This window comes from Azospirillum palustre (assembly GCF_002573965.1).
GTDB lineage: Bacteria > Pseudomonadota > Alphaproteobacteria > Azospirillales > Azospirillaceae > Azospirillum > Azospirillum palustre.
This window is the reverse complement of sequence record NZ_PDKW01000043.1, coordinates 1,550,004-1,576,257: the sequence shown is the minus strand read 5'-3', so window position 1 is coordinate 1,576,257 and position 26,254 is coordinate 1,550,004. Positions and strand designations below refer to the sequence as shown.

Annotated in this window: 25 protein-coding genes; 11 read left to right on the top strand and 14 right to left on the bottom strand. The window is 64.8% G+C overall.

Features of this window, described 5'->3' with window-relative positions; genetic code table 11:
• Window positions 1–80: 80 nt before the first annotated feature.
• The 3 genes from CRT60_RS29775 to CRT60_RS29765 all read right to left on the bottom strand — a co-directional run bounded on the left by CRT60_RS29775 (window position 81) and on the right by CRT60_RS29765 (window position 947).
• Entirely contained in the window at window positions 81–260 is a 180-nt protein-coding gene (locus CRT60_RS29775) for a CsbD family protein (protein WP_098740061.1), read from the bottom strand.
• Window positions 261–367: 107 nt separating this feature from the next.
• Window positions 368–706: a hypothetical protein gene (locus CRT60_RS29770; protein WP_098740060.1), complete on the bottom strand. Its 339-nt coding sequence runs from the start codon at window positions 704–706 to the stop codon at window positions 368–370.
• Between the two features lie 22 nt (window positions 707–728).
• Window positions 729–947 (bottom strand): hypothetical protein, encoded by a 219-nt coding sequence (locus CRT60_RS29765; protein ID WP_098740059.1) that lies wholly within the window; start codon window positions 945–947, stop codon window positions 729–731.
• A gap of 184 nt (window positions 948–1,131) precedes the next feature.
• Here CRT60_RS29765 and CRT60_RS29760 point away from each other — a divergent pair, with 184 nt between their 5' ends.
• Complete coding sequence (locus CRT60_RS29760) at window positions 1,132–1,473, top strand: YnfA family protein (protein WP_098741093.1); 342 nt, start codon at window positions 1,132–1,134, stop codon at window positions 1,471–1,473.
• Here CRT60_RS29760 and CRT60_RS29755 read toward each other — a convergent pair.
• Window positions 1,445–1,687: a hypothetical protein gene (locus tag CRT60_RS29755; RefSeq protein WP_098740058.1), complete on the bottom strand. Its 243-nt coding sequence runs from the start codon at window positions 1,685–1,687 to the stop codon at window positions 1,445–1,447. The two genes, CRT60_RS29760 and CRT60_RS29755, sit on opposite strands and share 29 nt — an antisense overlap.
• A gap of 587 nt (window positions 1,688–2,274) precedes the next feature.
• Here CRT60_RS29755 and CRT60_RS29750 point away from each other — a divergent pair.
• The gene (locus CRT60_RS29750) at window positions 2,275–4,440 is read left to right on the top strand and encodes a putative bifunctional diguanylate cyclase/phosphodiesterase (RefSeq protein ID WP_098740057.1); all 2,166 of its coding nucleotides are present in this window, start codon (window positions 2,275–2,277) and stop codon (window positions 4,438–4,440) included.
• Between the two features lie 43 nt (window positions 4,441–4,483).
• On the opposite strand, the gene CRT60_RS29745 is transcribed toward CRT60_RS29750, so the two are convergent.
• Genes CRT60_RS29745 through map form a run of 3 tightly spaced genes read right to left on the bottom strand, consistent with a single transcriptional unit; the run spans window position 4,484 to window position 6,356 of the window.
• Window positions 4,484–4,936, bottom strand: a complete 453-nt coding sequence (locus CRT60_RS29745) for a cupin domain-containing protein (protein ID WP_098740056.1) — start codon at window positions 4,934–4,936, stop codon at window positions 4,484–4,486.
• Window positions 4,933–5,550 (bottom strand): NUDIX hydrolase, encoded by a 618-nt coding sequence (locus CRT60_RS29740; protein WP_098740055.1) that lies wholly within the window; start codon window positions 5,548–5,550, stop codon window positions 4,933–4,935. The genes CRT60_RS29745 and CRT60_RS29740 overlap by 4 nt, the downstream gene beginning before the upstream one ends.
• Window positions 5,547–6,356, bottom strand: coding sequence for a type I methionyl aminopeptidase (gene map, locus CRT60_RS29735; protein WP_098740054.1), 810 nt, complete (start codon window positions 6,354–6,356; stop codon window positions 5,547–5,549). The genes CRT60_RS29740 and map overlap by 4 nt, the downstream gene beginning before the upstream one ends.
• Window positions 6,357–6,670: 314 nt before the next feature.
• Between map and radA the strand changes: the two genes are divergently transcribed.
• From radA to CRT60_RS29715, 4 genes are all read left to right on the top strand, one after another.
• Window positions 6,671–8,119 carry a DNA repair protein RadA gene (gene radA, locus CRT60_RS29730; RefSeq protein WP_098740053.1) on the top strand — a complete coding sequence of 483 codons (1,449 nt, stop codon included), beginning with the start codon at window positions 6,671–6,673 and terminating at the stop codon, window positions 8,117–8,119.
• A gap of 75 nt (window positions 8,120–8,194) precedes the next feature.
• Window positions 8,195–8,884: a CvpA family protein gene (locus CRT60_RS29725; RefSeq protein WP_098740052.1), complete on the top strand. Its 690-nt coding sequence runs from the start codon at window positions 8,195–8,197 to the stop codon at window positions 8,882–8,884.
• Window positions 8,885–8,992: 108 nt separating this feature from the next.
• Window positions 8,993–10,441 (top strand): amidophosphoribosyltransferase, encoded by a 1,449-nt coding sequence (gene purF, locus CRT60_RS29720; RefSeq protein ID WP_193548467.1) that lies wholly within the window; start codon window positions 8,993–8,995, stop codon window positions 10,439–10,441.
• 80 nt (window positions 10,442–10,521) lie between these two features.
• Entirely contained in the window at window positions 10,522–11,229 is a 708-nt protein-coding gene (locus CRT60_RS29715) for an SDR family NAD(P)-dependent oxidoreductase (protein ID WP_098740050.1), read from the top strand.
• A gap of 130 nt (window positions 11,230–11,359) precedes the next feature.
• On the opposite strand, the gene mutS is transcribed toward CRT60_RS29715, so the two are convergent.
• Complete coding sequence (mutS, locus tag CRT60_RS29710; RefSeq protein ID WP_098741092.1) at window positions 11,360–13,996, bottom strand: DNA mismatch repair protein MutS; 2,637 nt, start codon at window positions 13,994–13,996, stop codon at window positions 11,360–11,362.
• A 445-nt stretch (window positions 13,997–14,441) separates the two neighbouring features.
• Between mutS and CRT60_RS29705 the strand changes: the two genes are divergently transcribed.
• Entirely contained in the window at window positions 14,442–14,972 is a 531-nt protein-coding gene (locus CRT60_RS29705; RefSeq protein ID WP_098740049.1) for a hypothetical protein, read from the top strand.
• 56 nt (window positions 14,973–15,028) lie between these two features.
• Here the strand turns inward: CRT60_RS29705 and CRT60_RS29700 are convergent, their stop codons facing one another.
• Window positions 15,029–15,352, bottom strand: a complete 324-nt coding sequence (locus tag CRT60_RS29700) for a hypothetical protein (RefSeq protein WP_143273416.1) — start codon at window positions 15,350–15,352, stop codon at window positions 15,029–15,031.
• 202 nt (window positions 15,353–15,554) lie between these two features.
• The gene (locus CRT60_RS29695) at window positions 15,555–15,917 is read right to left on the bottom strand and encodes a hypothetical protein (protein ID WP_098740047.1); all 363 of its coding nucleotides are present in this window, start codon (window positions 15,915–15,917) and stop codon (window positions 15,555–15,557) included.
• A 216-nt stretch (window positions 15,918–16,133) separates the two neighbouring features.
• Between CRT60_RS29695 and CRT60_RS29690 the strand changes: the two genes are divergently transcribed.
• From CRT60_RS29690 to CRT60_RS35920, 3 genes are all read left to right on the top strand, one after another.
• Window positions 16,134–18,977, top strand: a complete 2,844-nt coding sequence (locus CRT60_RS29690; protein ID WP_098740046.1) for a [protein-PII] uridylyltransferase — start codon at window positions 16,134–16,136, stop codon at window positions 18,975–18,977.
• 396 nt (window positions 18,978–19,373) lie between these two features.
• Complete coding sequence (locus tag CRT60_RS29685; protein WP_143273415.1) at window positions 19,374–19,763, top strand: hypothetical protein; 390 nt, start codon at window positions 19,374–19,376, stop codon at window positions 19,761–19,763.
• A 67-nt stretch (window positions 19,764–19,830) separates the two neighbouring features.
• The gene (locus CRT60_RS35920; protein ID WP_143273413.1) at window positions 19,831–20,265 is read left to right on the top strand and encodes a hypothetical protein; all 435 of its coding nucleotides are present in this window, start codon (window positions 19,831–19,833) and stop codon (window positions 20,263–20,265) included.
• 83 nt (window positions 20,266–20,348) lie between these two features.
• On the opposite strand, the gene ccoG is transcribed toward CRT60_RS35920, so the two are convergent.
• Both ccoG and CRT60_RS29675 read right to left on the bottom strand, forming a co-directional pair.
• Entirely contained in the window at window positions 20,349–21,866 is a 1,518-nt protein-coding gene (ccoG, locus tag CRT60_RS29680) for a cytochrome c oxidase accessory protein CcoG (RefSeq protein ID WP_098740044.1), read from the bottom strand.
• 108 nt (window positions 21,867–21,974) lie between these two features.
• Window positions 21,975–22,553, bottom strand: coding sequence for an HD domain-containing protein (locus tag CRT60_RS29675; protein ID WP_098740043.1), 579 nt, complete (start codon window positions 22,551–22,553; stop codon window positions 21,975–21,977).
• Between the two features lie 69 nt (window positions 22,554–22,622).
• Here CRT60_RS29675 and CRT60_RS29670 point away from each other — a divergent pair, with 69 nt between their 5' ends.
• Entirely contained in the window at window positions 22,623–23,813 is a 1,191-nt protein-coding gene (locus tag CRT60_RS29670; protein WP_098740042.1) for a vWA domain-containing protein, read from the top strand.
• Window positions 23,814–23,840: 27 nt separating this feature from the next.
• Here CRT60_RS29670 and CRT60_RS35915 read toward each other — a convergent pair whose 3' ends face one another.
• Both CRT60_RS35915 and CRT60_RS29665 read right to left on the bottom strand, forming a co-directional pair.
• Window positions 23,841–24,587 (bottom strand): hypothetical protein, encoded by a 747-nt coding sequence (locus tag CRT60_RS35915; RefSeq protein WP_143273411.1) that lies wholly within the window; start codon window positions 24,585–24,587, stop codon window positions 23,841–23,843.
• The gene (locus CRT60_RS29665; RefSeq protein ID WP_098740041.1) at window positions 24,584–25,879 is read right to left on the bottom strand and encodes an AAA family ATPase; all 1,296 of its coding nucleotides are present in this window, start codon (window positions 25,877–25,879) and stop codon (window positions 24,584–24,586) included. Before CRT60_RS29665 ends, CRT60_RS35915 begins: the two co-directional genes overlap by 4 nt.
• Between the last annotated feature and the right edge of the window lie 375 nt (window positions 25,880–26,254).

Below are 26,254 nucleotides of genomic sequence, written 5' to 3'. Positions count from 1 at the left end.
CTTGGCAAATGCGGGGGCCGGGGCGTTCGATGGCTACGCCGGATGGCAGCCCTTGGCGGGCGCCGGGATCGCGTCGGCGGTTACTTCAGCGCGTCGCGCACGGCATCCTTGGCGCCGCCGACGCTGTTCTGCACCTTGCCGGCTGCCTTCTCGCCGCGGCCCTCGGCCTCGGTCTTGGTGTCGCCGGTCAGCTTGCCGGCGGCTTCCTTGATGGCACCCTTGATGGAACGGGCGGCGCCCTCGATGCGATCCTTGTCCATGGTGGCAACCTCATGTGTGTTGGTTATGCATGGACAACGGAACCGACGGGAAAAGGGTCCATTAAAAATATGACATGAAAGACAGGCGGCCCGTCCCGTTCCCGGGCTTACGCCCGGCGCGGTCCGTCGACTCCGCGGCCGGACGACCGCGCCGGCACGCCGCCGTCGCCAGGCAGGTCGCGGCGCATCGGCCCGGCGCTGTGACGGCGCAACGTCGCCAATTGCAGGGCGTGATGGGTGATCTGGTTGCGGAAATCGCGGTCGACCCGGCTGAAGGCGCTGAAAGCCAGCTTCACCGCCGCCGGGGATCGGGTGTGCAGGGCGTCGTTCAGGGAATCGCGCAGGGTGCGCAGTTCGAGGATGCCGGGGACGAAGGCCATTTCGACCGCCTCCGCCAGGATCTCGACGGAACACAGGGTGGCTTCGTCGTCGAGCGTCAGGCGCACTCCGCGTTCTCCCCGGCCGTGGTCAGGAACCGAGCAGATCCAGAACCGCCGGCAGGCAGCGGCTGCGGGACAGGCACTCTTCGCAACAGCCCGTCATCGGACGCGGGTCCGGACAATGCCGGTTCCGCAACGCCTCCAGCCCCTGGACCAAGACGTGCTTCTTCGACTCCGAAATCACGTCGGTGGCCCGGATCGTCTCGATGGCATCCCGCATCGGGTCGGTAGCGTCTATGAGCATCATAGTATGCCTCCTGCCCAGCGAATTTATGCCGCACCCCCAGCCAAGTCCATGAATGCACTGTAATATTAGGGCAGCAAATTGAAACGAGCTGTGCCGGGTTGCAATGACGCGCGCCGTATTGACGCCGAAGGTCATGGCCGTCAGCATCCTGCCGGTCTGGAGCGGGGCCGAGGTGGAAGGGCGCATGGAGCGGACACAGGGCGCGACGCTGGCGCTGTATGGCGCGGCGGCGCTGGCGGAGATCGCCGGCTGCTTCGCCTTCTGGGCGTGGATCAGGCTGGACCGCAGCGCATGGCTGGCTGTGCCGGGCGTGGCAAGCCTGTGCCTGTTCGCCTGGCTGCTGACGCGGGCCGACGCCGAATTCGCCGGGCGGGCCTATGCCGCCTATGGCGGCGTCTACATCGCGGCGTCGCTGCTGTGGCTCTGGCTGGTCGAGGGGGCGCGGCCCGACCGCTGGGACGCGGCCGGCGCGCTGATCTGTCTGGGCGGAGCGGCGCTTATTCTGGCCGGGCCGCGCGGGGGCTGAGCGCCGACGCCGGCCGGCTGATCCAAGGGTGCAGGGCAGGGCCGTTGACCAGCACCAGCCGGCCGTCATCCACCCGCAGATAGGCCCCGACGCGCACCCTGCGGCGCAGGATGTCGTCGTTGAGCATGATCTGGGCATCGGCCAGGGACAGCGGGGTGCCCTGGTAGTATGCACGGCCGTCGGAGTGTCGGATCTGGCTGAATGCGTTGGTCATGACGGAATGCTCCCAATCGTTTTTTCTCGAACCGCGGACCGTTGGCGGCCCCGACGTGACGGCGGCAGCCGACTTTGGGGTCGGTTGTTGCGGCCATTGCCGGGAAAAACGCCTGGGACCTGCGGTTTATTCCTCCATCAGGCACAAAGAGTCGGGACTGGCTGAAAAAATGCCGGGACGGTTCCCGGATCGGCGGTGTTGGCGAATATCTTGGGGTGTATACCGCCGAAGGTCCAGCACGCCGGACCCAATGCCCCTGAATTGTCGCAGGCCACACGCGCGAAAGCTGTGGTGGTGCGCCGGACGGTGCGGGTCTATCTCCGAAACCGCGGCCCGCATTGAACCATGTCAATCGTACTTCGGCCTCTAACCGTTAGAGTGCGAAAGCATCACGGCGACCGGGTTGCGGAAATGTCCTGCATTTACGCGTCCGCTTGACGTTGGAAAAGATACCGGACGGGGTCATAATACCACCGTCGGGTATCCGAATTCGGTCAGCCGGGATTCCGGCGATGCCTCACGAGGTCCGTCTTTCGGGCCGGACAGAAGAAACGGATCGCTTCGTGGACCTACAACCGGCGGATCAGATGAACGGTTCCGAGTGCAGCGGGTCCGGTGCGGCGGACGCCGCCGGGATGCCGCGCGATCCGGCCTTCCTGGCCTCGCTGGCCGCCAGCCTGCTCGACGATGGTGGGATGGCGGGCGGGATGGCGCTGGTCTATCTGGACCGCGACCGCGTGTGCCGGCATGCCGACCGCCATTTCGCGGCGGCGCTCGACCGCTCCCCGGCGGAACTGGTCGGCCGGCCGCTCGACGCCATCGACCATCCCGTGACCGCGGCGCTGGGGGCCGCCATCACCTCCCTGGGCCAGTCCCAGGCGCACGGCTCCGCCCCGGTCGATTGCGCGACGGTCGGCTGCGACGGCCGCCGCTCGATTCTCAGCGGCAGCGTGACCGCCCACCGCGACGACGCCGGGACGATCCTGGGCTATCTCGGCACCTTTCACCAGACCGGCGATCCCGACCGCATCGCCGAGTTCGTGACCTGCCGCGACGCTTTCGTCGCCACCCTGCTGGACGCGGCGGTGGACGGCATCATCGTGTCCGACCGCAGCGGCATCATCCGCTCGATCAACCGCGCCTGCTGCCGTCTGTTCGGCTATGAGGACAGCGAACTGGTCGGGCGCAGCATGACCATCCTGATGCCGCCGCCCTTCTCCCGCGACCACAGCCGCTATGTCGACACCTACGCGCGGACCGGGCGGGCCAAGATCATCGGCATCGGCCGCGACACGCTGGGCCAGCGCAAGGACGGCACGGTGTTCCCCATGCATCTCAGCGTCGGCGAGGCGCGGCTGGGCGACGAGGTCACCTTCGTCGGCATCATCCGCGACATCTCCGACCGTCTGGCGGCGGAGCAGCGCGCCTCCTACCTTGCGCGGCACGACCCGCTGACCGGCGTTCTGACCCGCACCGCCTTCCTGGAGGAGTGCGAGGCGCTGTTCGCCGGCCACCGCGCCGACGGGCCCGAGGGCGGCGGCGCAAATAGCGGGCTGTTCGCGCTGTTCGCGCTGGATGTCGACCAGTTCAGCGACGTGAACGAGGCCTTCGGCTTTCATGTCGGCGATGCCGCGCTGAAGGCGATGGTCAGCCGGGTGACCGAGGTGCTGCCGCCCAACACCATCATCTGCCGCATCGCCGCCGACGAATTCGCAGCGCTGTCACGGGTGGCCGATGCCGATCAGGCGCGCACGCTGGCCGGGGTGCTGCACGACCGGCTGACCGCCTCGATCTACGCCGACCGCCATTGGGTGCGGCTGCGGCTGTCGGTCGGCGCCGCGGTGCAGGACGAGACGGTCAGCACGCTGGAGGATCTGAACGCCAAGGCCAAGCTGGCCTTGCAGGCGGTGCAGCACAATGGCGGCAACGCCATCTGCTTCTACACGCCGGAAATGGCGGCGGCGGCGACGCGGCGGATGATGCTGACCATGCATCTGACCCACGCGATCGAACGGAACGAGCTGCGCCTCGTCTACCAGCCCATCGTCGACAAGGCCGGCCGTGTCCGCTCGGCGGAGGCGCTGCTGCGCTGGGACCATCACGCGCTGGGGCCGGTGTCGCCGGGGGAGTTCATCCCGGTCGCCGAGGAAAGCGGCCAGATCGTGCCGATCACCGACTGGGTGCTGTCCACCGCGATTGCCCAGATGACGGCCTGGGAGGCGGAGGGCGTGCTGCCCGACCGTGTTTTCCTCAACATCTCCGGCCAGCAGTTCCTGCGCGGCAACCTGACCCTGCGGCTGGAGGAGCTGCTGGGCGAGCATCCGTCGCTGCGCAGCCATCTGGGGCTGGAGATCACCGAACAGGCGGCGGTGCGCGATTTGAAGGTGGCGGTGCGGACGCTGGGCGAGCTGGCCGATCTCGGCATCCAGGCGGCCATCGACGATTTCGGCTCCGGCTATTCCTCGCTCAGCTATGTGCAGCAGCTGCCGGTGGCGAAGCTGAAGATCGACCGCGCCTTCGTCATCGACGTGCCGGAAAATCCGAAGAGCAACGCGCTGGTCCGTGCCGCGGTCGGCATGGCGCACGGTCTTGGTCTGACCACGGTTGCGGAAGGTGTGGAGACGGCGGAGCAGCGCGATTTCCTGGTGTCTGTCGGCTGCGACATGATGCAGGGCTACCTGTTCGGCCGCCCGATGGCGCCCGAGGCGCTGGCCGACATGGTGCGCACGCAGGCCGCGCCGGCCATCGCCTGATCTCCCGGCCCGGCGGTCAGGTGATGCTACGGTCACCCGCCCCTCACGGCTTTTCCGGCGGCTCCCATCCCTCCGGTGCCATCCGGAACCCGGCGAACTCGAAGGCCGGCGCCACGGTGCAGCTGACCAGCGACCAGCCGTCCAATCCCTCGGCCAAGCTCCGCGCCGCCTGCCAGCTCCCGACCGGCACCACCGCCTGCAGTCGCTCGCCTTCGGCGATGTCCAATCCCAGCCGGAGGCGCTCGACCGTCCCGCCATCTTCGTAAATCGACAGCTCCAGCGGCGCCCCGCCGTGCCAGAGCCAGATTTCCACGGCATCGACCGTATGCCAGTGCGACCGCTGCCCGGCCTTCAGCAGGAAATAGATCGCCGTCACCGCGCCGCGCCCGCCATCGCCCGGCGCACGGTAGGTCTCGGCGTAGAAGCCCCCCTCCGGATGCGGCTGCAACCCCAGCAGGTCGATCATCCGCTCCGCGGTCGGCGTATCATCCGTCATCGCGTGCTCCGCGCCGCCATGCCCAGCCCCTCGCGCAGTTCGGGCAGCAGCATCGCCCCCAGCATGGCGATCACCGGCAGCACCGCATAGTCGCCCTGCGCCGCCGCGTCGATCAGCTCGCGGGCGCTGTGCAGCTCGATCCGCATGTCCTCCAGATCACCCTGATCGGGCTCCGCCACCTTGCGGGCGCCCTTGGCGTGGAACATGTGGCAGGTGCTGCCCCTGGAGTTCGCCCCGACCACGAAGCCGCCCAGCGCCGTCCAGTCGTCGGCGGCATAGCCGGTTTCCTCCAGCAGCTCGCGCCTGGCGGCGGTCAGCGGATCCTCGCCGGGCTCGATGGCGCCGGCCGGGAAGGTCAGGCTGACGCGGCGCGGCCCATGCTTGTAGGTGCGCAGCATCACGACCTTGCCGTCCTCGGTCTCCACATACATCAGCGCGAAGTCGGGCTGGTCGATCTGGTAGAAATTATCCACCGTCCGCCCGTCGGGCAGCTGGACCGTCTCCGCCCGCACCTTCAGGTACGGGCTGGCGTCGAGCAGTTCGCGGCTGCCCAGAACGTCCCAAGGCTTCTGTTCGCCCTGCTTCTGGTCGTCACGCTTCTGGTCGTCGCTCATGCGGCGCTCCCGTAGGGCGGCTGGGTGAAGCCGGCGGGGGAGAGGGTGAAGATCTCGCAGCCGTCCTCGGTGATGCCGATCTGGTGCTCGAACTGCGCCGACAGCGAGCGGTCGCGGGTGACCGTGGTCCAGCCGTCGGACAGGATCTTCACCTCGGGACGGCCGGCGTTGATCATCGGCTCGACCGTGAAGACCATGCCGGGGCGCAACTCCACGCCGGTGCCGGGCTTGCCGAAATGATCGACGTGCGGGGCGCCGTGGAACTCCCGCCCGATGCCGTGACCGCCGAAATCGCGCACGACGGAGCAGCGCGCCGCCTCCGCCATCGTCTGGATGGCATGGCCGATGTCGCCCAGATGGTTGCCGGGCCTGGCATGGGCGATGCCGGCCATCATGCAGCGGTAGGTCAGGTCGACCAGCTTGCGCGCCTTCACGCCGACCTTGTCGCCGACGAAATACATGCGGCTGCTGTCGCCGTACCAGCCGTCCAGGATCACGGTGACGTCGATGTTGACGATGTCGCCCTCGACCAGCTTCTTGTCGTCGCTGGGGATGCCGTGGTTGACGACATGGTTGGGCGAGATGCAGCTGCAGGCCGGATAGCCCTGATAGCCCAGCGTCGCCGGGATGCCGCCGCGGTCGCGCTGGAACTCCTCGATCAGCTTGTCGAGTCGCCCGGTGCTGACGCCCGGCACCACGAAGGGCGCGATGTAGTCCAGCGTCTCGGCCGCCAGCCGGCAGGCCTTGCGCAGCGCCGCGAACTCTTCCGGACCGTGCAGAACGATCCGCCGTCCATCCTTGTCCATCAAACCGTCATCCGTCACGTAAATCCTCTTTTCACGTTATCCCCCTCTCCCCCCCGGGGAGAGGGTCGGGGTGAGGGGGATGCACAGGTTGGATTCTCGGGTAAGGGCCGCCACGCGACCCCCTCACCCTAACCCTCTCCCCGGGGGGAGAGGGGACTCCATCCTCTTATCGTTTCGTTGGTCCGCAAACCGCCAGCAACCTATCACGCCACCGGTCTGAAAAAAGCCCCTGCATTCCACCCTTGCAATCGTAGGATTCGGCGGAACGGCTTGCTATATGTGGCGGGCCCTATCCCCATTGGACTACCAGACCTTTGGCGAAGCCCACCACCCGATATGTCTGCCAGGCTTGCGGCGCCTCCTTCCCCAAATGGGGGGGCAAGTGCGACGCCTGCGGCGAATGGAACAGCCTCGTCGAGGAGGCCGCGCCCGACAGCGCGCCCAAGGGTCTGGGTACGGCCCGCGGACGGCGCATCGACTTCGTCGGGCTTCACGGCTCCAGCGAGGCGCCGCCGCGGCGGATGACCGGCATCGCCGAGTTCGACCGCGTCTGCGGCGGCGGGCTGGTCCCCGGCTCGGCCATCCTGATCGGCGGCGATCCCGGCATCGGCAAATCGACCCTTCTGCTCCAGGCGATGGCCCGGCTGTCGCAGGACCACCGCTGCGCCTACGTCTCGGGCGAGGAGGCGGTCGATCAGGTCCGCCTGCGCGCCCAGCGGCTCGGCTGCGCCACCGCCCCCGTCGATCTGGCGTCCGCCACCAGCGTGCGCGACATCGTCGCCTCGCTGGACGACGCCAAGGGTCCGGAGGTGATCGTCATCGATTCGATCCAGACCATGTACATGGACAATCTGGACAGCGCCCCCGGCACCGTCGCCCAGGTCCGCGCCAGCGCGCAGGAGCTGATCCGCGTCGCCAAGCGGCGCGGCGTCGTCCTGCTGCTGGTCGGCCATGTCACCAAGGAAGGCATGATCGCCGGCCCCCGCGTGCTGGAGCACATGGTGGACACGGTGCTCTATTTCGAAGGCGAGCGCGGCCACCAGTTCCGCATCCTGCGCGCGGTCAAGAACCGCTTCGGCCCGACCGACGAGATCGGCGTGTTCGAGATGGGCGACGCCGGCCTCGGCGAGGTCGCCAACCCGTCCGCCCTGTTCCTGGCCGAACGCCGCGGCGACGTGTCGGGCGCCGCCGTCTTCGCCGGGATGGAGGGCACCCGCCCCGTGCTGGTCGAGGTGCAGGCGCTGGTCGCCCCGTCGCCGCTCGGCACGCCGCGCCGCGCCGTGGTCGGCTGGGATTCGGCCCGCCTCGCCATGGTGCTGGCGGTTCTTGAGGCGCGCTGCGGCGTGCAGATCGGCGCCAACGACGTCTATCTGAGCGTGGCGGGCGGCCTGCGCATCACCGAACCGGCCGCCGACCTCGCCGTCGCCGCAGCACTGGTGTCGTCGCTGACCGGGGAGCCGGTGCCGGCCGACACGGTGGTGTTCGGCGAACTCGGCCTGTCGGGCGAGGTCCGCGCCGTGAGCCAGACCGACACGCGGCTGAAGGAGGCGGCGAAGCTCGGCTTCTCCTCCGCCATCTTCCCGGCGCGGCGCGCCGGCAAGAAGGGCGGCCGCGGCGACAACGGCCTGAAGACCGTCGAACTCCAGCAACTGGGCGAGCTGATGCCGCTGTTCCAGCCGCAGGGTTCCTCCGGCCGGCCGCCGTCCAGGCGCGGCCATGACGACAACGACAGGCGCCGCTCGCGCGACGACGAATATATCTGACCGCAATTCCGCCTTCGAACGGCACCTCATCAATCGGCGCCTCATCAATCCCTCCAGGCAATCGGCACAGGGGTCATGGACACTCTTCCCGTCAATCCGGTGGACATCGTCGTCATCGCCGTGCTGCTTCTGGCCGCACTGCTCGCCTTCAGCCGCGGCCTCGTCGCCGAGCTGGTGTCGGTTGCCGCCTGGGCCGGGGCGGCGATCGTCACGCTCTATGCGCTGCCCCATGTCCTGCCCTATGCGCAGATCTACATCCGCTTCGAGATGCTGGCCTATGCCGCCTCGGCGGTCGGCGTCTTCATCGTCGCGCTGATCGTGCTGTCGCTCCTGGGCCGCAGCCTGTCGCGCGGGGTGCAGGCGTCGGCGCTGTCGGCGCTGGACCGCACGCTGGGCTTCGCCTTCGGTCTGGTGAAGGGCGGGATTCTGGTTTCCATCGCCTACCTGTTCTTCCTGTGGCTGGTGCCGAACCAGGCCGAACAGCCGGTCTGGCTCCAGCAGGCGAAGACCCGGCCCTTCCTGGCGATGGGTGCGGAAACCCTCTACGCCTTCGTGCCGGAGAATCTGCGCAAGGAAGGTCTCGGCCAGATGGACATGGCGCGCGACCGTGCGCGTCAGGCGATGGAGGCCAAGCAGGCGCTCGACCGCCTGTCGACGCCGGTGCCCAGCCCCGCGAAGACCGGGGGTGCGCAGGCGCCCGATACCGGTTATAAGGACCGCGATCGCGCCGATCTTGAAAGGCTGATGCAGAACAACGCCCGCTGAGCTTGACCGCTCGGTTTTGGCGCGATCGACGTTTGTGGGACCGTAGTTTTTTCCGTTGCATGTGCTGACGCGCGCCGACGGCGCCTCTTGGACGAAGGACTTCTGGTGATGCTGACGACGCATCCGTTCGACGACGACAAGCTGCGCGAAGAGTGCGGCGTGTTCGGCATCTACGGCAACCCGCAGGCGGGCGCCATCACGGCGCTGGGCCTGCATGCCCTGCAGCACCGCGGGCAGGAGGCGGCGGGCATCGTCAGCTTCGACGGCGGCCGCTTCCACCTCCAGCACACGCTGGGTCTGGTCGGCGACCATTTCAGCTCCGAGGCGATCATCGCCAAGCTGAAGGGCGGCAGCGCCATCGGCCATGTGCGCTACGCCACCACCGGCGACACCTCGATCCGCAACGTCCAGCCGCTCTATGCCGATTTCGAGTTCGGTGGCTTCGCGCTGGCCCACAACGGCAACCTGACCAACGCCCAGACGCTGCGCCGCCAGCTGGTCCGCCGCGGCTGCCTGTTCCAGTCCTCCACCGACACCGAGGTGATCGTCCACCTGATGGCGACCGCCCGCGGCGGCTCGCCGGTCGACCGGCTGATCGAGGCGGTGCGGCAGGTCGAGGGCGCCTTCTCGCTGGTGGCGCTGACCTCCAAGGAGGTCATCGGCGTGCGTGACGCGCTCGGCGTCCGTCCGCTGGTGCTGGGCAAGCTCGGCGACACCTACATCCTGGCGAGCGAGACCTGCGCCTTCGACATCGTCGGCGCCGACTATGTCCGCGACGTCGAGCCGGGCGAGATGATCGTCATCGACGACAGCGGCGTCCACAGCCTGCGCCCGTTCCAGCCGCAGCAGCGCCGCCTGTGCATCTTCGAATACATCTACTTCGCCCGCCCCGACAGCGTGATGGAGGGCACCTCCGTCTATGAGGCGCGCCAGCGCATCGGCCGTGAGCTGGCCCGCGAGGCCGGGGTGCCCGCCGACGTGATCGTGCCGGTGCCGGACAGCGGCGTGCCCGCGGCGCTGGGCTATGCCCAGGAAGCCGGCGTGCCCTTCGACCTCGGCATCATCCGCAACCATTATGTCGGCCGCACCTTCATCGAGCCGACCGACCAGATCCGCCATCTCGGCGTGAAGCTGAAGCACAACGCCAACCGTGCGATGATCGAGGGCAAGCGCGTCATTCTGGTGGATGACAGCATCGTCCGCGGCACCACGTCGAAGAAGATCGTCGAGATGGTGCGCGCCGCCGGGGCCAAGGAGGTGCACATGCGCATCTCCAGCCCGCCGACCTCGCACCCCTGCTTCTACGGCATCGACACGCCGGAGCAGAGCAAGCTGCTGGCCCACCGCATGACGGTGGAACAGATGCGCGAGTTCATCCAGGCCGACAGCCTCGCCTTCATCTCGCTCGACGGCCTCTACCGCGCCATGGGCGACGAGAAGCGCGACCCGGCCAAGCTCGGCTATTGCGACGCCTGCTTCACCGGCGACTACCCGATCCCGCTGACCGACGCGCTGGACCAGCCGCCGGTCGAGTCGAACGTCCCGGTCCGCGCCTGACCTTGAAAAGCCCTCTCCCGCCCCGGGGGAGGGTTTTTCATATGTGAACAAACAATAATCCCAGGAAACGAGTCGTCCCCATGTCCCGTCTCTCCGGCCGCATCGCCCTCGTCACCGGCGCCTCGCGCGGCATCGGCGCCGCCGTCGCCAAGCGCTTCGCCGCCGAAGGCGCCCATCTGGTCCTGGTCGCCCGCACGGTCGGCGGGCTGGAGGAGACCGACGACGCCATCCAGAAGCTCTCCGGCCAGTCGGCGACCCTGGTGCCGATGGACATGCGCGACTACGACAAGATCGACCAGCTCGGCCATGCGCTCTACCAGCGCTTCGGCAAGCTGGACGTGGTCGTCGGCAATGCCGGCGCGCTGGAGGCTCTCGGCCCGGTCGCCCAGTACGATCCGAAGCTGTGGTCGCGGGTGATGGACCTGAACGTGACGGCGAATTACCGGCTGATCCGCTCGATGGACCCGCTGCTGCGCGCATCGGGCACCGGCCGCGCCATCTTCGTGACGTCGGCCGCCGCCAAGGCCCCGCACCATTACTGGATGCCCTACGGCGCCAGCAAGGCGGCGCTGGAGATGATCGTGAAGACCTACGCGATGGAGGTCGCCTCCTCCACCGTCCGCGTCAACCTGCTCGACCCCGGCGTGGTGGCGAGCAAGCTGCGCACCCAGGCCTTCCCCGGCGAGGATCCGACCAAGGTCGCCCAGCCCGACGACGTGACCGAGCGCTTCGTGGAGCTGGCCGAGGCCGGCTGCGAGAAGCACGGCGAACTGGTTCAAGCGCAATGAGGAATTCCCCCTCTCCCCCCCGGGGAGAGGGTCGGGGTGAGGGGGACGCAAAGCGAGGATCTCTTCGGCTTCGCCGAACCCCCTCATCCTAACCTTCTCCCCAGGGGGGAGAAGGGATATCTCCGGGAAATCAGCGCACCATCCCCCGCAACCGGTACAGCTCCTCCAGCGCCTGCCGCGGCGTCAAACTGTCCGGGTCGATTCCCGCCAGCGCCACCTCGACCGCCGACGGCCCCGCGGGCACCGCTTCGACCGCGGCGGCCTTCGGCGCCGGCCGTTTCAGCGCCGCGCTGAACAGCGGCAGATCCTCGGCCAGCCGGTGGATCGTCGCGTTCTGGTCGCCCGATTCCAGCAGCTTCAGCACCTCGTCCGCCCGCCCGACCACCGCCGGCGGCAGTCCGGCCAGCTTGGCGACGTGGATGCCATAGCTGCGGTCCGCCGCCCCTGCCGTCACCTCGTGCAGGAACACCACGTCGCCCTGCCATTCCTTGATGCGCATGGTGTGGCAGGACAGCGCCGGCAGCTTCGACGCCAGCATGGTCAGCTCGTGATAGTGCGTGGCGAACAGCGCCCGGCAGCGGTTCACGTCGTGCAGATGCTCGACGCAGGCCCAGGCGATGGACAACCCGTCGAAGGTTGCCGTGCCGCGCCCGATCTCGTCGAGGATCACCAGCGCCCGCGCGCCCGACTGGTTCAGGATCGCCGCCGTCTCCACCATCTCCACCATGAAGGTGGAGCGCCCGCGCGCCAGATCGTCGGCGGCGCCGACGCGGCTGTAGAGCCGGTCGACCACCCCGATATGGGCCCGTTCCGCCGGGACGAAGCCGCCCATCTGCGCCAGGATCGCGATCAGCGCGTTCTGCCGCAGGAAGGTCGATTTACCGGCCATGTTCGGACCGGTCAGCAGCCACAGCCGGTTGTCCGGCGCCAGATCGCAGTCGTTCGCCACGAACGGCCCGCCATGGGCGGCATCCAGCACCGCCTCCACCACCGGATGCCGCCCGCCCGCGATCGAGAAGGCAAGGCTGTCGTCCACCAGCGGCCGGCTGTAGCGCCTCTCATCCGCCAGTTCGGCCAGCGAGGTGGCGACGTCCAGCGCCGCCAGCGCATGGGCCGCCTGGGCGATGGCGTCGGCCTTGCCGGCGACCACCTCGACCAGCCCGGCGAACAGCTCCAGCTCCACCGCCAGCGCCCTGTCGGCGGCCTCCGAAATCCGCCGCTCCAGGTCCGACAGCTCCACCGTGCCGAAGCGCACGGCGTTCGCCATGGTCTGGCGGTGCATGAAGACCTCGCGGCCCCGCTCCGACATCAGCTTGTCGGCATGGGCGGCGGTGACCTCGATGTGATAGCCCAGCACGTTGTTGTGCTTGACCTTCAGTGCCGGCACCCCGGCAATCTCGGCGTATTTCGTCTGCAATCCGGCGATCAGCCGCCGGCTCTCGTCGCGCAGCGTCACCAGCTCGTCCAGCGCATAGCTGTAGTCGCGCGCGATGAAGCCGCCGTCGCGCGCCAGCAGCGGCAGCTCCGGCGCCAGCGCCTGGCTCAGCTGGTCGACCAGTTCGGAATGCGCGCCCAGCCGCTTGTTCAGCGCCGCCAGCCCGTCCGGCAGCGGCATGGCCCCGGCCAGCAATTCCCTGATCAGCCCGGCCTGCCGCAGCCCGTCGCGGATCGCCGCCAGATCGCGCGGTCCCCCGCGCCCGAGCGTCAGCCGCGACAACGCCCGTTCCAGATCGGGACAGCTCCTCAAGGCGCCGCGCAGCTCGCCGCGCAGCCGCTCACCAGTCAGCGCGAACTCCACCATGTCGAGCCGGCGGCCGATGGCGGCGGGATCGGTCAGCGGCGAAGTGAGGTGGGCGCACAGCAGCCGGGCGCCGGCCCCCGTCACCGTGCGGTCGATGGTGGCGAGCAGGCTGCCGCGCCGCTCCCCGCTCAACGTCCGCGTCAGTTCCAGATTGCGCGCGGTGGAGGCGTCGATCTCCATCACCGCCCCCGGCCCCAGCCGGCGCGGTGGCGACAGCCGGGGAACGCGCCCCTTCTGCGTCAACTCGACATAACCGACCAGCGCGCCGGCCGCCGCGACCTCCGCCCGGCTGAAAGTGCCGAAGGCGTCCAGTGTGCCGACGCCATACTGGGTCAGCAGGCGCTGCTTGCCGTTCTCGCTGTCGAAGCGCGGGGTGGGCTGCACGGTCAGCCGCGACTTCCAGTCCGTCCACAGCTCGAACAGCTCCGGCGTCTGGCTCAGCTTCTCGGAGATCAGCACCTCCTGCGGATCGAGCCGCCCCAACGCGGCTCCCAGCCCGGTGCGCTCGACCGGCTGCACCACCAGTTCGCCGGTGGACATCTCCAGCCAGGCCAGCCCCAGCCCGCCGGCCGTCTCCGCCACCGCCGCCAGCCAGTTGGAGGAGCGGGCGTCGAGCAGGCTGTCCTCGGTCAGGGTGCCGGGGGTGACGATGCGGATGACGCCGCGCTTCACCACCGATTTCGCGCCACGTTTCTTCGCCTCGGCCGGGTCTTCCATCTGTTCGCAGATGGCGACGCGGAAGCCCTGGCGGATCAGGCGCTGCAGGTAATTCTCATGGCTGTGCACCGGCACGCCGCACATCGGAATGTCTTCGCCCAGATGCTGGCCGCGCTTGGTCAGCGCGATGTCCAGCGCCGCCGCGGCATTGACCGCATCCTCGAAGAACATCTCGTAGAAGTCGCCCATCCGGTAGAACAGCAGGCAATCGGGATGCGCCTGCTTGATCTCGAGATACTGCGCCATCATCGGCGTGGCGTCGGGCGGGATGACGATTTCTGCGATGTCGGACACGGGGATCCACGGAGCCTTGGATGGGTGTTGTTTCGGATGCGCACCCTATCACGGGATATGCAGCCGCGGGATAGGCCGGTTGGCCTGGCAGACGGCAATCCTCCCTCTCCCGCCCCGGGAGAGGGAAGGGGCCCATGGCATCGCCATGGGAAGGGTGAGGGGTGATCCAAGGAACCATGCGGTCCGGGATTTTTGCTCTACCCCTCACCCTCCCCGCCTGTGGCGGGTCCCCTCCCTCTCCCGGGGCGGGAGAGGGCGATCATCGCCGAATGCACCGCAATTACCGGTGGGACAATGGGACGCGCACGAACGACTCGGGGTCCCGTCCCTGTTGCGGTTGACGGGCGTGCGCCGCCGGTCGCTACAATAGGGAAAGCTGAAAAATAGGGAGACGGCCATCATGACGCAATCGACCGGGCAGACCGCGCCCGCCGCCACACCTGCCGCCACACCCGGTGAGGTGCGGGAGGTCGTTGCCCTCTTCGCCACCCGCGCCGCGTTCGACCGCGCGGTGGAGGCCCTGCTGGCGGCCGATTTCGACCGCGCCGACCTGTCGGTCCTGGCCAGCCACACCTCGCTGGAGGCTGCCGACCCGAAATACCGCCCGCGCGACGAGGCGCTGACCGGTCTGGTGGGCGAGCTGAAATACGCCTTTCCCCTGACCACCGCCGGCCTGATCGCCATCGTCGGCGGCCCCATCGAGGCGGCGCTGGCGGCGCTGGTCGCCGCCGGTGTCGGCGGCGTGGCGATCAAGGATTATCTGGACGAGCTGACCAGCCATCCCAAGCCCGACGAGTTCAGCCGTGCGCTGGAGGCCGGCGGCATCATCCTGTGGGTGCGGGTGGAGACGGCGGAGCGCGAGGCGCAGGCCTCCGCCCTGCTGGATCGCGAGGGCGGCGGCAACGTGCATGTGAGCGTCCGCGACGCCTGACGGACCCGGACACGAGGCGGGCAGGGGGTAAGGCAGGCGGTATGAAGCGGGCTGCGTCAGGCGGTCAGGTTCATCACGGCGCCGCGCTTGGCGTCCTGCCCCGTCAGCTTCCGTTTCAGCTCCTCGGCGATTTCCTTCTCGACCGCCTCCCGCTTCTCCGGCGGCATCGATTTCAGGTCGTCCTCGGTCATCTTGTGGCGGGCGAGCCAGTCGTCGCGGATTTGCTCTGCCGGCGTCTTCTTCGATTCCTTCAGGAAGGCGTTCACCGCGTCGGTGTCGGTGGTGGGCGCGGCACTGCTGCCCCAGCCCTTGCGCGCGGGCGCCGTCTGCGACTGGGTGTAGAGGGAGTTCGAGTAGCCGCCGTAGCCGTTGACTTGCATCGCGGTGGTCCCGCTGTCGGTTGCGCCGCCGCCGGACAGCACCTGCCGGCAGTGCGGAGCGCGATGCAATTTCAACGCCGAACGGAAAATCTTTCCGTTTCAGGGGCTTGAGGTGTTTACCGGGGCGGCGGACCCTGCCGCCGGGCAAGTTCTGCCGGTCCATTCCTGCCGGTTGCGCCCTTTGCGGACCCGGCCCGTCACCTCACGCCGCGGCGGCCTGCCGGCGCTTCGGGGCGTCGACCATCCGCAGCCCGTGCGCCCGGTACTGCGCCTGGACGATGGACGCCCATCCCATGCGGATCAGCGTCAGCTTCACCCCGTCCGACAGGTCGTCGCCGGTGACGAGGTCGGTCACCTGCCACATCAGCGTGTCGTCCACCGAGCGCGGGAACATCGCCGCCACCCGCAGCAGCCGCGCCATCAGCGCCGCCACCGTCTGCCGTCCCAGCCCGCGTTCGGCCAGCGCCAGCGCGTCGTTCAGCGCCGCCAGCTCCCGCCGTCCCTTCAGCGATGTCTCCTTCGCCGATGTCTCCGCCGCGCGTCCCGTGCTCGTCCGGCCGGTCATGGCCCGTCTCCTGCGATACCGTCCATGGCGGCCAGTCTGGCCCCGCAACCGGGGAGGCGCTGTGACGGCCGTCACAACCGGGGTCACATGCAGGGGCCGGGACCCTGGTTTTCCAGTGCGGGCGTGCTACCTGAAGGCTTTACCGCTATAGTGCGACCGTTGCGGCCATCCGGATCGCCTGCACGCCGCTTTAGAAGCCGAGGTTTCCCCCGACCGATGCTGTCCCGCTCCAAGGCGTTGCCCCCGCCAGAGTCGCCCGCGCCCGCCATCCCGAACAAGCGCGCCATCATCTCCCGCCGCAAGCTGTCGGGGGAGCTTGAGGATCTGGTCGCCGAACACGGCACCGGCGACAAGCTGCGCCCGGCGTTGATCGCCTGCCTGCGCAAGTCGCTGGCCGAGGGCAGGGCGGAGGTGCGGCGGCGCTTCGATGCCGGCGGCTCGGGCGAGCAGTGCGTGCGGGAGAACTGCTATCTGGCCGACCGCGTGGTCGGCACGCTGGCCGACTTCACCGTCCGCTTCATCTTCCCCACCGCCAACCCGACCTCCGGCGAGGTGTTCGACGTGGTGGCCACCGGCGGCTACGGCCGCGGCGAGCTGGCGCCCTTCTCCGATATCGACCTCTTGTTCCTGCTGCCCTACAAGCGCACGCCGCGGGTGGAGCAGGTGGTCGAATACATGCTCTACATCCTGTGGGATCTGGGGTTGAAGGTCGGCCATGCCGTGCGCAGCATCGACGAGTGCATCCGCCAGTCCAAGGCCGACGTCACCATCCGCACGGCGATCCTCGAATCCCGCTATCTCTGGGGTCCGGGAAAGCTGTTCGCCGAGCTGCGCAAGCGCTACGACAAGGAGGTCGTTGCCGGCACCGGCCCCGAATTCGTCGAGGCCAAGCTGGCCGAGCGCGACAACCGCCACCTGAAGATGGGCGACAGCCGCTATGTGCTGGAACCCAACCTGAAGGACGGCAAGGGGGGCTTGCGCGATCTCCAGACCCTGTTCTGGATCGCCAAGTATCTCTACCGGGTCGAGGGGGTGGACGAGCTGGTCGGCAAGCATGTGCTGACGCCGGAGGAGGCGCAGCGTTTCGCCAAGGCGCAGAACTTCCTGTGGACCGCGCGCTGCCACCTGCATTACCTGACCGGCCGGCTGGAAGACCGCCTGACCTTCGACGTCCAGACCAGCATCGGCGCCGCCATGGGCTACACCGACCATGCCGGCACCAAGGGCGTCGAACGCTTCATGAAGCATTACTTCCTGGTCGCCAAGGATGTCGGCGACCTGACGCGCATCTTCTGCGCGGCGCTGGAAGCGGAATCGAAGCGTCCGCCCAAGTTCAACCTGCTGCGCCTGGCCTCGGTCGCGCGGCGCAAGGACGTGGACGGCTTCATCGTCGATGGCGAGCGGCTGAACGCCCGCAGCGACAAGCAGTTCAAGGAACAGCCGATCGACATGATCCGGCTGTTCCACACCGCGCAGATGAACGACATCGACATCCACCCGGCGGCGCTCCGCTCGATCACCCGGTCGCTGTCGGCCATCGGCCCGAAGCTGCGCAACGATCCGGATGCCAACCGGCTCTTCCTCGACATCCTGACCGGGCCGAAGGATCCGGAGATCACGCTGCGCCGGATGAACGAGGCGGGCGTGATGGCCCGCTTCATCCCCGACTTCGGCCGGGTCGTCGCGCAGATGCAGTATGACATGTACCATGTCTACACGGTGGACGAGCACACGCTGTTCGCGCTCGGCATCCTGCACAAGATCGCGTCCGGCGAGCATGCCGACGAGCTGCCGCTGTCCACCGAGGTGATCCACAAGGTCGTCTCCAAGCGGGCGCTCTACGTCGCCGTCCTGCTGCACGACATCGCCAAGGGCCGCGGCGGCGACCATTCGGTGCTGGGCGCCCGCGTCGCCGAAAAGCTCTGCCCGCGGCTCGGCCTGACGGCGGAGGAGACGGAAACCGTGGCGTGGCTGGTGCGCTGGCACCTCGCCATGTCGCACACCGCCTTCAAGCGCGACCTCGAGGACGACAAGACCGTCCGCGACTTCGTGGCGCTGGTCCAGTCGCCGGAACGCCTGCGCCTGCTGCTGGTGCTGACGGTGGCCGACATCCGCGCGGTGGGGCCGCAGCGCTGGAACAACTGGAAGGCCACGCTTCTCCGCGAACTCTACAACCGCTCCGAGGAGCTGATGTCCGGCGGCATGACGGTGGAGGGCCGCGGCCGGCGCATCCAGGCCGCCCAGGCCACACTGCGCGCCGAACTGACCGACTTCGACGAGGCGGCCTTCGAGCATCACAAGGGGCTCGGCTATCCCGGCTACTGGCTGGCCTTCGACACCGACACGCTGGCCCATCAGGCCCGCATCGTCCGCGAGGCGGAGCGGGCGCAGCGCCCGCTGACGGTGGAGACCCGCGTCGACCGCGGCCGGGCGGTGACGGAGGTGACGATCTACGCCACCGACCACAGCGGCCTGTTCTCCCGCCTCGCCGGGGCGCTGGCCGCCTGCGGGGCGGACATCGTCGATGCCCGCATCTTCACCATGACCAACGGCATGGCGCTCGACGTCTTCTCGGTGCAGGACGCCGCCGGCGGCGGTGCCTTCGAGAGCGGCGACAAGCTCGCCAAGCTGTCGGTGATGATCGAGAAGGTGCTGTCGGGCCAGTTGAAGCCGCTGAACGACCTGTCGACCCGCCGCACCAGCCATGCCAGCCGCACCCGCGTCTTCCATGTGCCGCCGCGCGTGCTGATCGACAACAACGCCTCGACCACCCACACGGTGATCGAGGTGAACGGCCGCGACCGTCCCGGCCTGCTTTACGACCTGACCCGTGCCTTGTCGAACCTGACCCTGCAGATCAGCTCGGCCAAGGTCTCGACCTTCGGCGAGAAGGCCATCGACGTCTTCTATGTGAAGGACGTCTTCGGCCTGAAGGTGACGCATGACGGCAAGCTGTCGAAGATCAAGGAACGCCTGCTGAGCGCGCTCGACGACCCCACCGGCGACGCCCCGCCCCCCACGACGGTGAAGCGGACGCGGACGAAGGTGACGGGGGCGTAGAATACCCCCCTCCGGAAGAGAGGGCAGGGGAGAGGGGCAATCCGTCCCGATCATGAGATGATCGGGACGGATTGTCGTAAATTTCCACAAAAGCAGCATGAACGCAACCTGGCCTTTCAATTTAAAGGCGTTCAGGGATGCATGAAAAACTATCCAATAGTGTATGGCGCCCGAGCACATCGACGATGGCTGCGATGGACCGTCGATGATTCCACGCAATAATTTCCTTTTTTACTCAAATAATCGAAAATTTCACTATATCCTTGTGGGATGTTCGCCATATGATGTGTATGGGCCTGACTGGATATGCCTTTTTATCGATATCCAGATGCCGAAACCGTGGCCATAGGCGTGTGCCTTCGGGAGCGGTTCCAAAATTTTGACGGAGGTCGGACCATGGCAAACATAACCGTCTTCAATTTGACTGGTACGGATCTTTCCCTTAAATCCCTGATCATCAATGGAACGAGTCTTCCAATAGAAAACAACCACATTTCCATGCTCCGTAGCATAGAATTGGATTATCGGCTGACCGATTGGAAGAATTTCTCTGGCTTCATCATAGAGGTCGAAAAGGGATCCGTCTCTTATAGAGCCAATCTCAATAAGGACCACTATTTCGGCGGTGGTGATTATCGATACCCTGGTTCCGGGGCAAAAGTCCGCTACATCCTGAGCGGCCTGAGTCCCGACAATAAGAAGATCCAGATGAACTACGCTTATAATTCTCCGGATTTGGAGAAATACAAGTATTCCGACGACCTGAAATATCTGGACGCCCAATGAATACGACATTCAGTCGAGGTGACTGATCGTCAGCGAAGATCGATATTCCAGAAATCGGAGACTAATTATGGGAAGCCTGAGCTTCACGAATGTCAGTGGCTCTTCCATCGGTATCGCATACCTCAAGATCAATGACACGATTCTGATTGAGAAAGAAAAACCAAGCGAATATCCAGAAGTGAAAAATAAGATATTTTCAATTTCCGATAAAAATAGCGCAATTATTTCTTACGATGAGAAGAACTGGAACGATTTTTCCAGGATTTGGTTGTCCATAGAGGTCGATGGAAATACTTATTCAGTAGACCTGAACAGGGATCATTATTTCTATGGTGGAGACTATCGATATCCTGGCGAAGGTTCGGCAATTCTCTATTTCTTCTCTGGTTTTAGCGAAGACAATTCCATGGTTCAGATGAGCCAAGGTTACGCCAAAGCGGGCGACAACAATATGTTCTATTCCAACGACTTCAAATATCTCAACAAGACCGTTGCGACATGAGGTGAAGGGCGGGAATGGAAAAGGCGGCGGATTGCGCCGCCGCCTCTTGCCATCCGAATGGCTGCTCCTCGATCACGGCGCGGTCAAGGCGCCATGAACACGCTGACATGGCGTCCGACCTCGCCGCTGCCCTGGTCCTTGGCGATCACCGCCACATCCGTCGAGCCGGACTTCGCCGCCGCCGCCGGCACCTTCACGAACACCCGGAAGGTCGCCACCGAGTCCGCCTCCGCGGTCAGCGTCAGGCTGCCGCCGCTGCCGGCCGCCTCATCGCCGGCCACCGACAGATGCGCATCGCGCAAGCCCTCGAAGCTCACCGCATAGCTGCGGGCGATGTGCGTCTTGTTCAGCACCTTGATGGTGTAGGCGTTCTGCACCGACCCGTCGGACAGCGTCACGAACAGCGGCGCCCGGTCGCGCAGCACGCTGACGTCCAGCGTCGGCCGCAGCATCAGCGCGATGCCCATGGCGCACAGCACGATCAGCATGATCAGCGAATAGATCACCGTGCGCGGCCGCACCAGCTTCACCCGCTCCGGCTTGCCGTCGATCTTGGCGATCTGGTTCGACTGGGTGTCGAAGCGCACGAGGTCGATGGGCCGGCCGATCTGCCGCATCACGTCGTTGCAGGCATCGACGCACAGGCCGCAGCCGATGCAGGAGATCTGCTGGCCCTCGCGGATGTCGGTGCCGGTCGGGCAGACATGGACGCACTGCTTGCAGTCGATGCAGTCGCCCAGGCCCGCCGCCTGCCGGTCGTCCCAGCTCTGCGACTTGCGCAGCGGCGCCCGGCCTTCGCCGCGCCAGTCCTCATAGGTGACCAGGAAGGTGTCCTCGTCCACCATGGCCGACTGGAAGCTTCGCCACGGGCAGACATAGATGCAGATCTGCTCGCGCGCCCAGCCGGCGAAGAAATAGGTCGTGAAGCTGAACAGCGCGATGAAGGTCGCCACCCCGCTGGTGATCCGCCCATGCAGCAGCTCGCCCATCAGCGTCGGCGCATCGTTGAAATAGAACACCCAGGCCCCGCCGGTCAGCAGCGAGATGGCGACCCACGCCGCATGCTTGGCGGTCTTGCGCGCCAGCTTGGCCCCGGTCATCGGCGCCTTGTCCAGCCGGATGCGGGTGGTGCGCGGGCCTTCGATCTTGCGCTCCACCCACATGAACAGGTCGGTCCACACCGTCTGCGGGCAGGCATAGCCGCACCAGACGCGCCCGGCCAGCGTGGTGGCGAAGAAGATGCCGAAGGCGCCGAGGATCAAGAGGCCGGTCAGGTAATAGACCTCCTGCGGCCAGATCTCGATCCACAGGAAGTACGCGCGGCGCCCGACCATGTCGATCAGCACCGCCTGGTCCGGGATGCCCGGCCCGCGTTCCCAACGAAGCCACGGCGTGATGTAGTAGACCGCCAGCAGGACGATCAGCACCGCCCATTTCAGCTGCCGGAAGCGGCCCTTCACGTCGGCGGCATAGACCTTGGGCCGGTCGATGAACCAGTGGCGTCCCGGTTCCTCATGCGGCCCGGCGGCGGACGAGGCGGCCGGCTTGCCGGCAGGGTCGGGGCGGCGGGTGAGGGGGGTGTCTTCTTGGCGAAGGGACATGGCATCTTTCCTCGGCCGTCAGCGGCACGGGTGGCGTCAGCGTCGTCCCTTCTCCATAAGACTTCCGTCATGGAGCCGCATTGCGCAATGTCAATCCGGCCCGCTTTCTCACACCGCCTGCCCGCGCAGCTCCGCCAACCCGTCGTGATAGGCGCGGTCGAACAGCGCCTCCAGCCGGGCGTCGGTGCCGCGCAGACCGGCGACCACCGCATGCGCCCATTCGAAATACTCGACCTTGCGCGACAGCGGCCAGTCGGCGGGCGGGCTGTGCGCCATCGAGCGCAGGTTCGACACCTTGTCGGCCAGCTTCACCAGCTTCGCGCGGGTCGAGGCGTGGGAGGCGGCGTCGATCTGGTGCTGCTTGCGCTCGGCCTTCGACATGCGCTTGTCGTCGGTGGTCTCGGCGACGACCTGCACCACCTCGGTGCCGAACAGCTGCTCGATCTCCTCATAGCTGGCGTCGGTGTCCTCCAGCGTGTCGTGCAGCAGCGCCGCGATCACCACCACCGGGTCCTTGCCGGCCGTCGCCTCCGCCACCAGCAGGGCCACCTCCGACAGGTGGTTGACGTAGGGTTCGGCGCGCACGCCCTTGCGGCGCTGGTCGATGTGCTTGTGCGCGGCGAAATCCAGCGCACGGGCGAAATCGAGGAGGGGGGCGCCTGTCGGGCAGGCGTTTGGCAAGGTCATGCTGTTCTCTCGGCTGGGGCATTGCAGTATCCTCCGCCCCGGGGACCCCGATGCCGAAGGACCGCGCCCATGTTCACGTCATTCTTCTTCGATCTGCGCAAGGCCGGCGTGCCCGTCTCGCTGACGGAGTACCTGACGCTCATGGAGGCCATGAAGCAGGGCACCGCGTCCTTCCGCGTCGAGGATTTCTATTATCTCAGTCGTGCATGCTTGGTTAAGGACGAACGCAACCTCGACCGCTTCGACCGCGTCTTCGGCGCCGCCTTCAAGGGCCTGACCGACGACACCCCGGCCGCCGACGAGGTCCCCGTCACCGACCTGCCGGAGGAATGGCTGCGCAAGCTGGCCGAGCGCTTCCTGAGCGACGAGGAGAAGGCGCAGGTCGCAGCACTCGGCGGCTGGGACAAGTTGATGGAGACGCTGGCCCAGCGTCTGGCCGAGCAGAAGGGCCGGCACCAGGGCGGATCGAAATGGATCGGCACCGCCGGCACCTCACCCTTTGGCGCCTACGGCTACAACCCGGAGGGCGTGCGCATCGGCCAGCACGAGAGCCGCCACCGCCGCGCCGTCAAGGTGTGGGACCGCCGCGAGTTCAGGAATCTCGACGACCGGGTGGAGATCGGCACCCGCAACATCAAGGTGGCGCTGCGCCGCCTGCGCAAGTTCGCCCGCAGCGGTGCGGCCAGCGAGCTGGACCTTCCCGGCACCATCCGCGCCACCGCCAACAACGCCGGCTGGCTCGACCTGAAGATGGTCCCGGAGCGTCACAACACGATCAAGGTGCTGCTGTTCCTCGACATCGGCGGCTCGATGGACGACCACATCCGCCTCGTCGAGGAGCTGTTCTCCGCCGCCCGCAGCGAGTTCAAGCATCTGGAGCATTTCTACTTCCACAACTGCGTCTATGAGGGCGTCTGGCGCGACAACGCCCGGCGCCACACCGAGCGGCTGTCCACCTGGGACGTGCTGCACACTTATCCCGCCGATTACAAGCTGGTCTTCGTCGGCGACGCCGCCATGAGCCCCTACGAGATCGTCTATCCCGGCGGCAGCGTCGAGCACTGGAACGAGGAGGCGGGTCAAGTGTGGATGCAGCGCCTTCTGTCGGTCTACGCCAAGGCGGTGTGGCTGAACCCGACCCCGCCGCAATACTGGGACTATTCGGAAAGCACACGTCTGCTCCAGCGCCTTATGGGAGGACGGATGTTCCCATTGACGCTGGAGGGGCTGGACGGGGCCATGCGGGAGTTGGGGAGGTGAGGGGCGATAATTATATTGTATTGCTGACTAAAGAAATAATGCTGAAGCGCTAATTAGATTGTCTACTGCTTGGTTGAAATGAAAACATTGTTCTCTGGCAATTTGATGCCCTTTGACGTGTTTTTGACAAAATTTCTTTCTTCTTGAAACACTTTTGTCGACTTCAGAGAACTTCTGAGGCGTTCGCCCTTCGGATTGATGGAGTGCATCCATAAATTTTTCGCATAAGTCCACCCCTTTTGTTGCTTCAAGATTTTCTTTAGTGCGTTTAAATGACGCAATGCACCAAGTCTCTGTTGATTCAACGGCGGGTGCGTAGATGTGCCGCTTTTTGTCAAAGTTACTACATTCCTCTGACTTTGCCCATTTTTCCAGAACCTGTGAAATTGCTTCGCCTCTCTTAAGGGGCGTATCAAGAGTATTGAAAGCTAGATTATATTTTTCGCCGATATAGCTGATAAAGTTCCTATTGTCGAGTATGTCGCTGTCCATTTGTATAAGAAATACATCGCATGATTTTTCATCGAGATCTTGCTCAAAAAATCCCCCCTTAAGATAGCGGTGGACTCTTATATCGGGTTGATAATTCTCGAACCACTTTTCAATAAGAGACCATCCTCCATCAGCTTGAGTGCTGTCCATGTTTGGTTGGAGGTCAATAAACTTTGCATTAATTTTTTGACTTTCTAAGGCGGCGCCAATTAAACATGAAATGGCGTGATAATCCGTCGGTCCTTCACAAATAACGCCAATTCTAAATGCACTGTTCTTCATAATTTCGTTTCCTGTATTCCAAATGCGCCCTGAATCTCTCCATCAATCCACAACTGGCTCATTTTTTTGCCTTTGAAGGCTCTTGTCCATTCGTCACGCGTCCATCCCGCCCGAGGTTTGAGGCGATTCGCAGTAGTGAACCCCTTATCACTTCGGCTTACTACGAAGACCCGCTGGTCATCATCAAAGAGGTCAAATGCATCCAAAGAGGAAGGGTTATGGCTAGTTAAGAATACTTGCCTGGGACCAATTTCTAAGTCTGATTGAATTCTTCTCTTCAATATTGAAATCATAGCCTCAAGCAATTTCCTCGTTAGAGCGGGGTTCAATGCATTATCAACGTTATCAATGGAAAATATCGGCGGGGACTCCTCGTGGCATAGCAGAATACTCATAAAAAGCAGAAACAGCGTTCCTTCGCTGCTATCGTATGCAGATAAAGAACGCCTTCTTTCGTGCATATATTTGTCAGTAAAATACACAATTTGACCTTCGCTTGATGCCATCCCTGGAGACTTCAAAAGTGGATCGATTGATCCCGCTTTAACCGCAGTTGCCCAGCCAGGGAGCCAAAGGAGATCAAGCGCCTCTTTGATTTGCTTATACTTCTCGGTAGGCACGCCTTTTTCTTTATAGCGCTTTGCGTAAGCATTAGAGTATTGCGCAATGAAAGATGAAACTGCAATAGAGAGGCCTTCTCCATGCAATCCAATTGGGGGATCCGATATGAGTCCAGATCTTATTTCTCTAAGAAATTCGGTCTGAGGGGCATAGATTGCGAAACGCGAAAGTGCATCGAAATTTTCTTGAATTTCCGGATGAAAATCAAAAGCAGTTCTTGTCTGATCCCAGATACTCCTTTGCTTATCAAGCTTTCTCGTTATCCTATTTCCCAGGACATTGTGACCGGCTCCGCTTCTCCCAAATATCTTGTTTCCATTGTGGTAAGCTTTCTCTGTCAAAAAGGACAAGACAGTATTTTTCTCTCCAGAGGAAAGCTCTAGTGCATAATTTATATCGTCCGAAAAATATGCTTCTAATCTAAGCGTTTTCGGAAGATCAAAATTTTTGAAAGCCGACTTCATCAAAGCTGCCGGAGTAAGGCGAACTCCCTTTCTGGACAGCTCAGTGTCTGAAATTCCGCGATTTAGCGCGGCCGCCATTACACCAATAGCTTCAAGGAGATTTGATTTTCCAGCTCCATTGCCACCAATAAAAAGGTTGACGCGTCCGAATTCTAGTTCGGCATCTCGGACAGACTTGAAGCGGTCAATTTTTATTTTTCTAAGCATGCCATGTATCAGTACGTTGCGAAGGAACGTTCACTTGTCAATATCATAGCCGCCATCGAAAAACCAAGCGCTCTAGCGCGGCTGTATAACCTTATGTAGGCGCGGTGTCAGAATAATGGGCAAATTCGCTGCTAGCTATGACCTGTTACGAATTTAGCATGGCTTAGAGCCAATGTTAAGGACGACCGGTCAACGGCTTTTGATTGCCCGATCATGGGATCGACAGACAACGCTTAATGCTCGGCATTGGCAAAGTCTGGAGTCTGGCTCCTGTAGCAGTAGAGCATCTGCTTGGCCAGAAATATGTTTTTTTTCCTATGAAATTTATTCCGTTCTGCTGAAATAGGAGTGTCAACCCACCCACTCCCGGAGACG

Excerpts from the sequence above, each read along its gene's own strand:
- mutS (WP_098741092.1), bottom strand. The coding sequence starts at position 13,996 with ATGATGGCGCAGTATCTCGAGATCAAGCAGGCGCATCCCGATTGCCTG.
- CRT60_RS29690 (WP_098740046.1), top strand. The coding sequence starts at position 16,134 with ATGCTGTCCCGCTCCAAGGCGTTGCCCCCGCCAGAGTCGCCCGCGCCC.
- map (WP_098740054.1), bottom strand. The coding sequence starts at position 6,356 with ATGGACAAGGATGGACGGCGGATCGTTCTGCACGGTCCGGAAGAGTTC.
- CRT60_RS29715 (WP_098740050.1), top strand. The coding sequence starts at position 10,522 with ATGTCCCGTCTCTCCGGCCGCATCGCCCTCGTCACCGGCGCCTCGCGC.
- CRT60_RS29675 (WP_098740043.1), bottom strand. The coding sequence starts at position 22,553 with ATGACCTTGCCAAACGCCTGCCCGACAGGCGCCCCCCTCCTCGATTTC.
- CRT60_RS29670 (WP_098740042.1), top strand. The coding sequence starts at position 22,623 with ATGTTCACGTCATTCTTCTTCGATCTGCGCAAGGCCGGCGTGCCCGTC.
- CRT60_RS29750 (WP_098740057.1), top strand. The coding sequence starts at position 2,275 with ATGAACGGTTCCGAGTGCAGCGGGTCCGGTGCGGCGGACGCCGCCGGG.
- CRT60_RS29740 (WP_098740055.1), bottom strand. The coding sequence starts at position 5,550 with ATGAGCGACGACCAGAAGCGTGACGACCAGAAGCAGGGCGAACAGAAG.
- CRT60_RS35915 (WP_143273411.1), bottom strand. The coding sequence starts at position 24,587 with ATGAAGAACAGTGCATTTAGAATTGGCGTTATTTGTGAAGGACCGACG.
- purF (WP_193548467.1), top strand. The coding sequence starts at position 8,993 with ATGCTGACGACGCATCCGTTCGACGACGACAAGCTGCGCGAAGAGTGC.
- CRT60_RS29745 (WP_098740056.1), bottom strand. The coding sequence starts at position 4,936 with ATGACGGATGATACGCCGACCGCGGAGCGGATGATCGACCTGCTGGGG.
- CRT60_RS29775 (WP_098740061.1), bottom strand. The coding sequence starts at position 260 with ATGGACAAGGATCGCATCGAGGGCGCCGCCCGTTCCATCAAGGGTGCC.
- CRT60_RS29665 (WP_098740041.1), bottom strand. The coding sequence starts at position 25,879 with ATGCTTAGAAAAATAAAAATTGACCGCTTCAAGTCTGTCCGAGATGCC.
- CRT60_RS29685 (WP_143273415.1), top strand. The coding sequence starts at position 19,374 with ATGGCAAACATAACCGTCTTCAATTTGACTGGTACGGATCTTTCCCTT.
- CRT60_RS29705 (WP_098740049.1), top strand. The coding sequence starts at position 14,442 with ATGACGCAATCGACCGGGCAGACCGCGCCCGCCGCCACACCTGCCGCC.
- CRT60_RS29760 (WP_098741093.1), top strand. The coding sequence starts at position 1,132 with ATGGAGCGGACACAGGGCGCGACGCTGGCGCTGTATGGCGCGGCGGCG.
- CRT60_RS29725 (WP_098740052.1), top strand. The coding sequence starts at position 8,195 with ATGGACACTCTTCCCGTCAATCCGGTGGACATCGTCGTCATCGCCGTG.
- CRT60_RS35920 (WP_143273413.1), top strand. The coding sequence starts at position 19,831 with ATGGGAAGCCTGAGCTTCACGAATGTCAGTGGCTCTTCCATCGGTATC.
- CRT60_RS29700 (WP_143273416.1), bottom strand. The coding sequence starts at position 15,352 with ATGCAAGTCAACGGCTACGGCGGCTACTCGAACTCCCTCTACACCCAG.
- CRT60_RS29765 (WP_098740059.1), bottom strand. The coding sequence starts at position 947 with ATGATGCTCATAGACGCTACCGACCCGATGCGGGATGCCATCGAGACG.
- ccoG (WP_098740044.1), bottom strand. The coding sequence starts at position 21,866 with ATGTCCCTTCGCCAAGAAGACACCCCCCTCACCCGCCGCCCCGACCCT.
- CRT60_RS29755 (WP_098740058.1), bottom strand. The coding sequence starts at position 1,687 with ATGACCAACGCATTCAGCCAGATCCGACACTCCGACGGCCGTGCATAC.
- CRT60_RS29695 (WP_098740047.1), bottom strand. The coding sequence starts at position 15,917 with ATGACCGGCCGGACGAGCACGGGACGCGCGGCGGAGACATCGGCGAAG.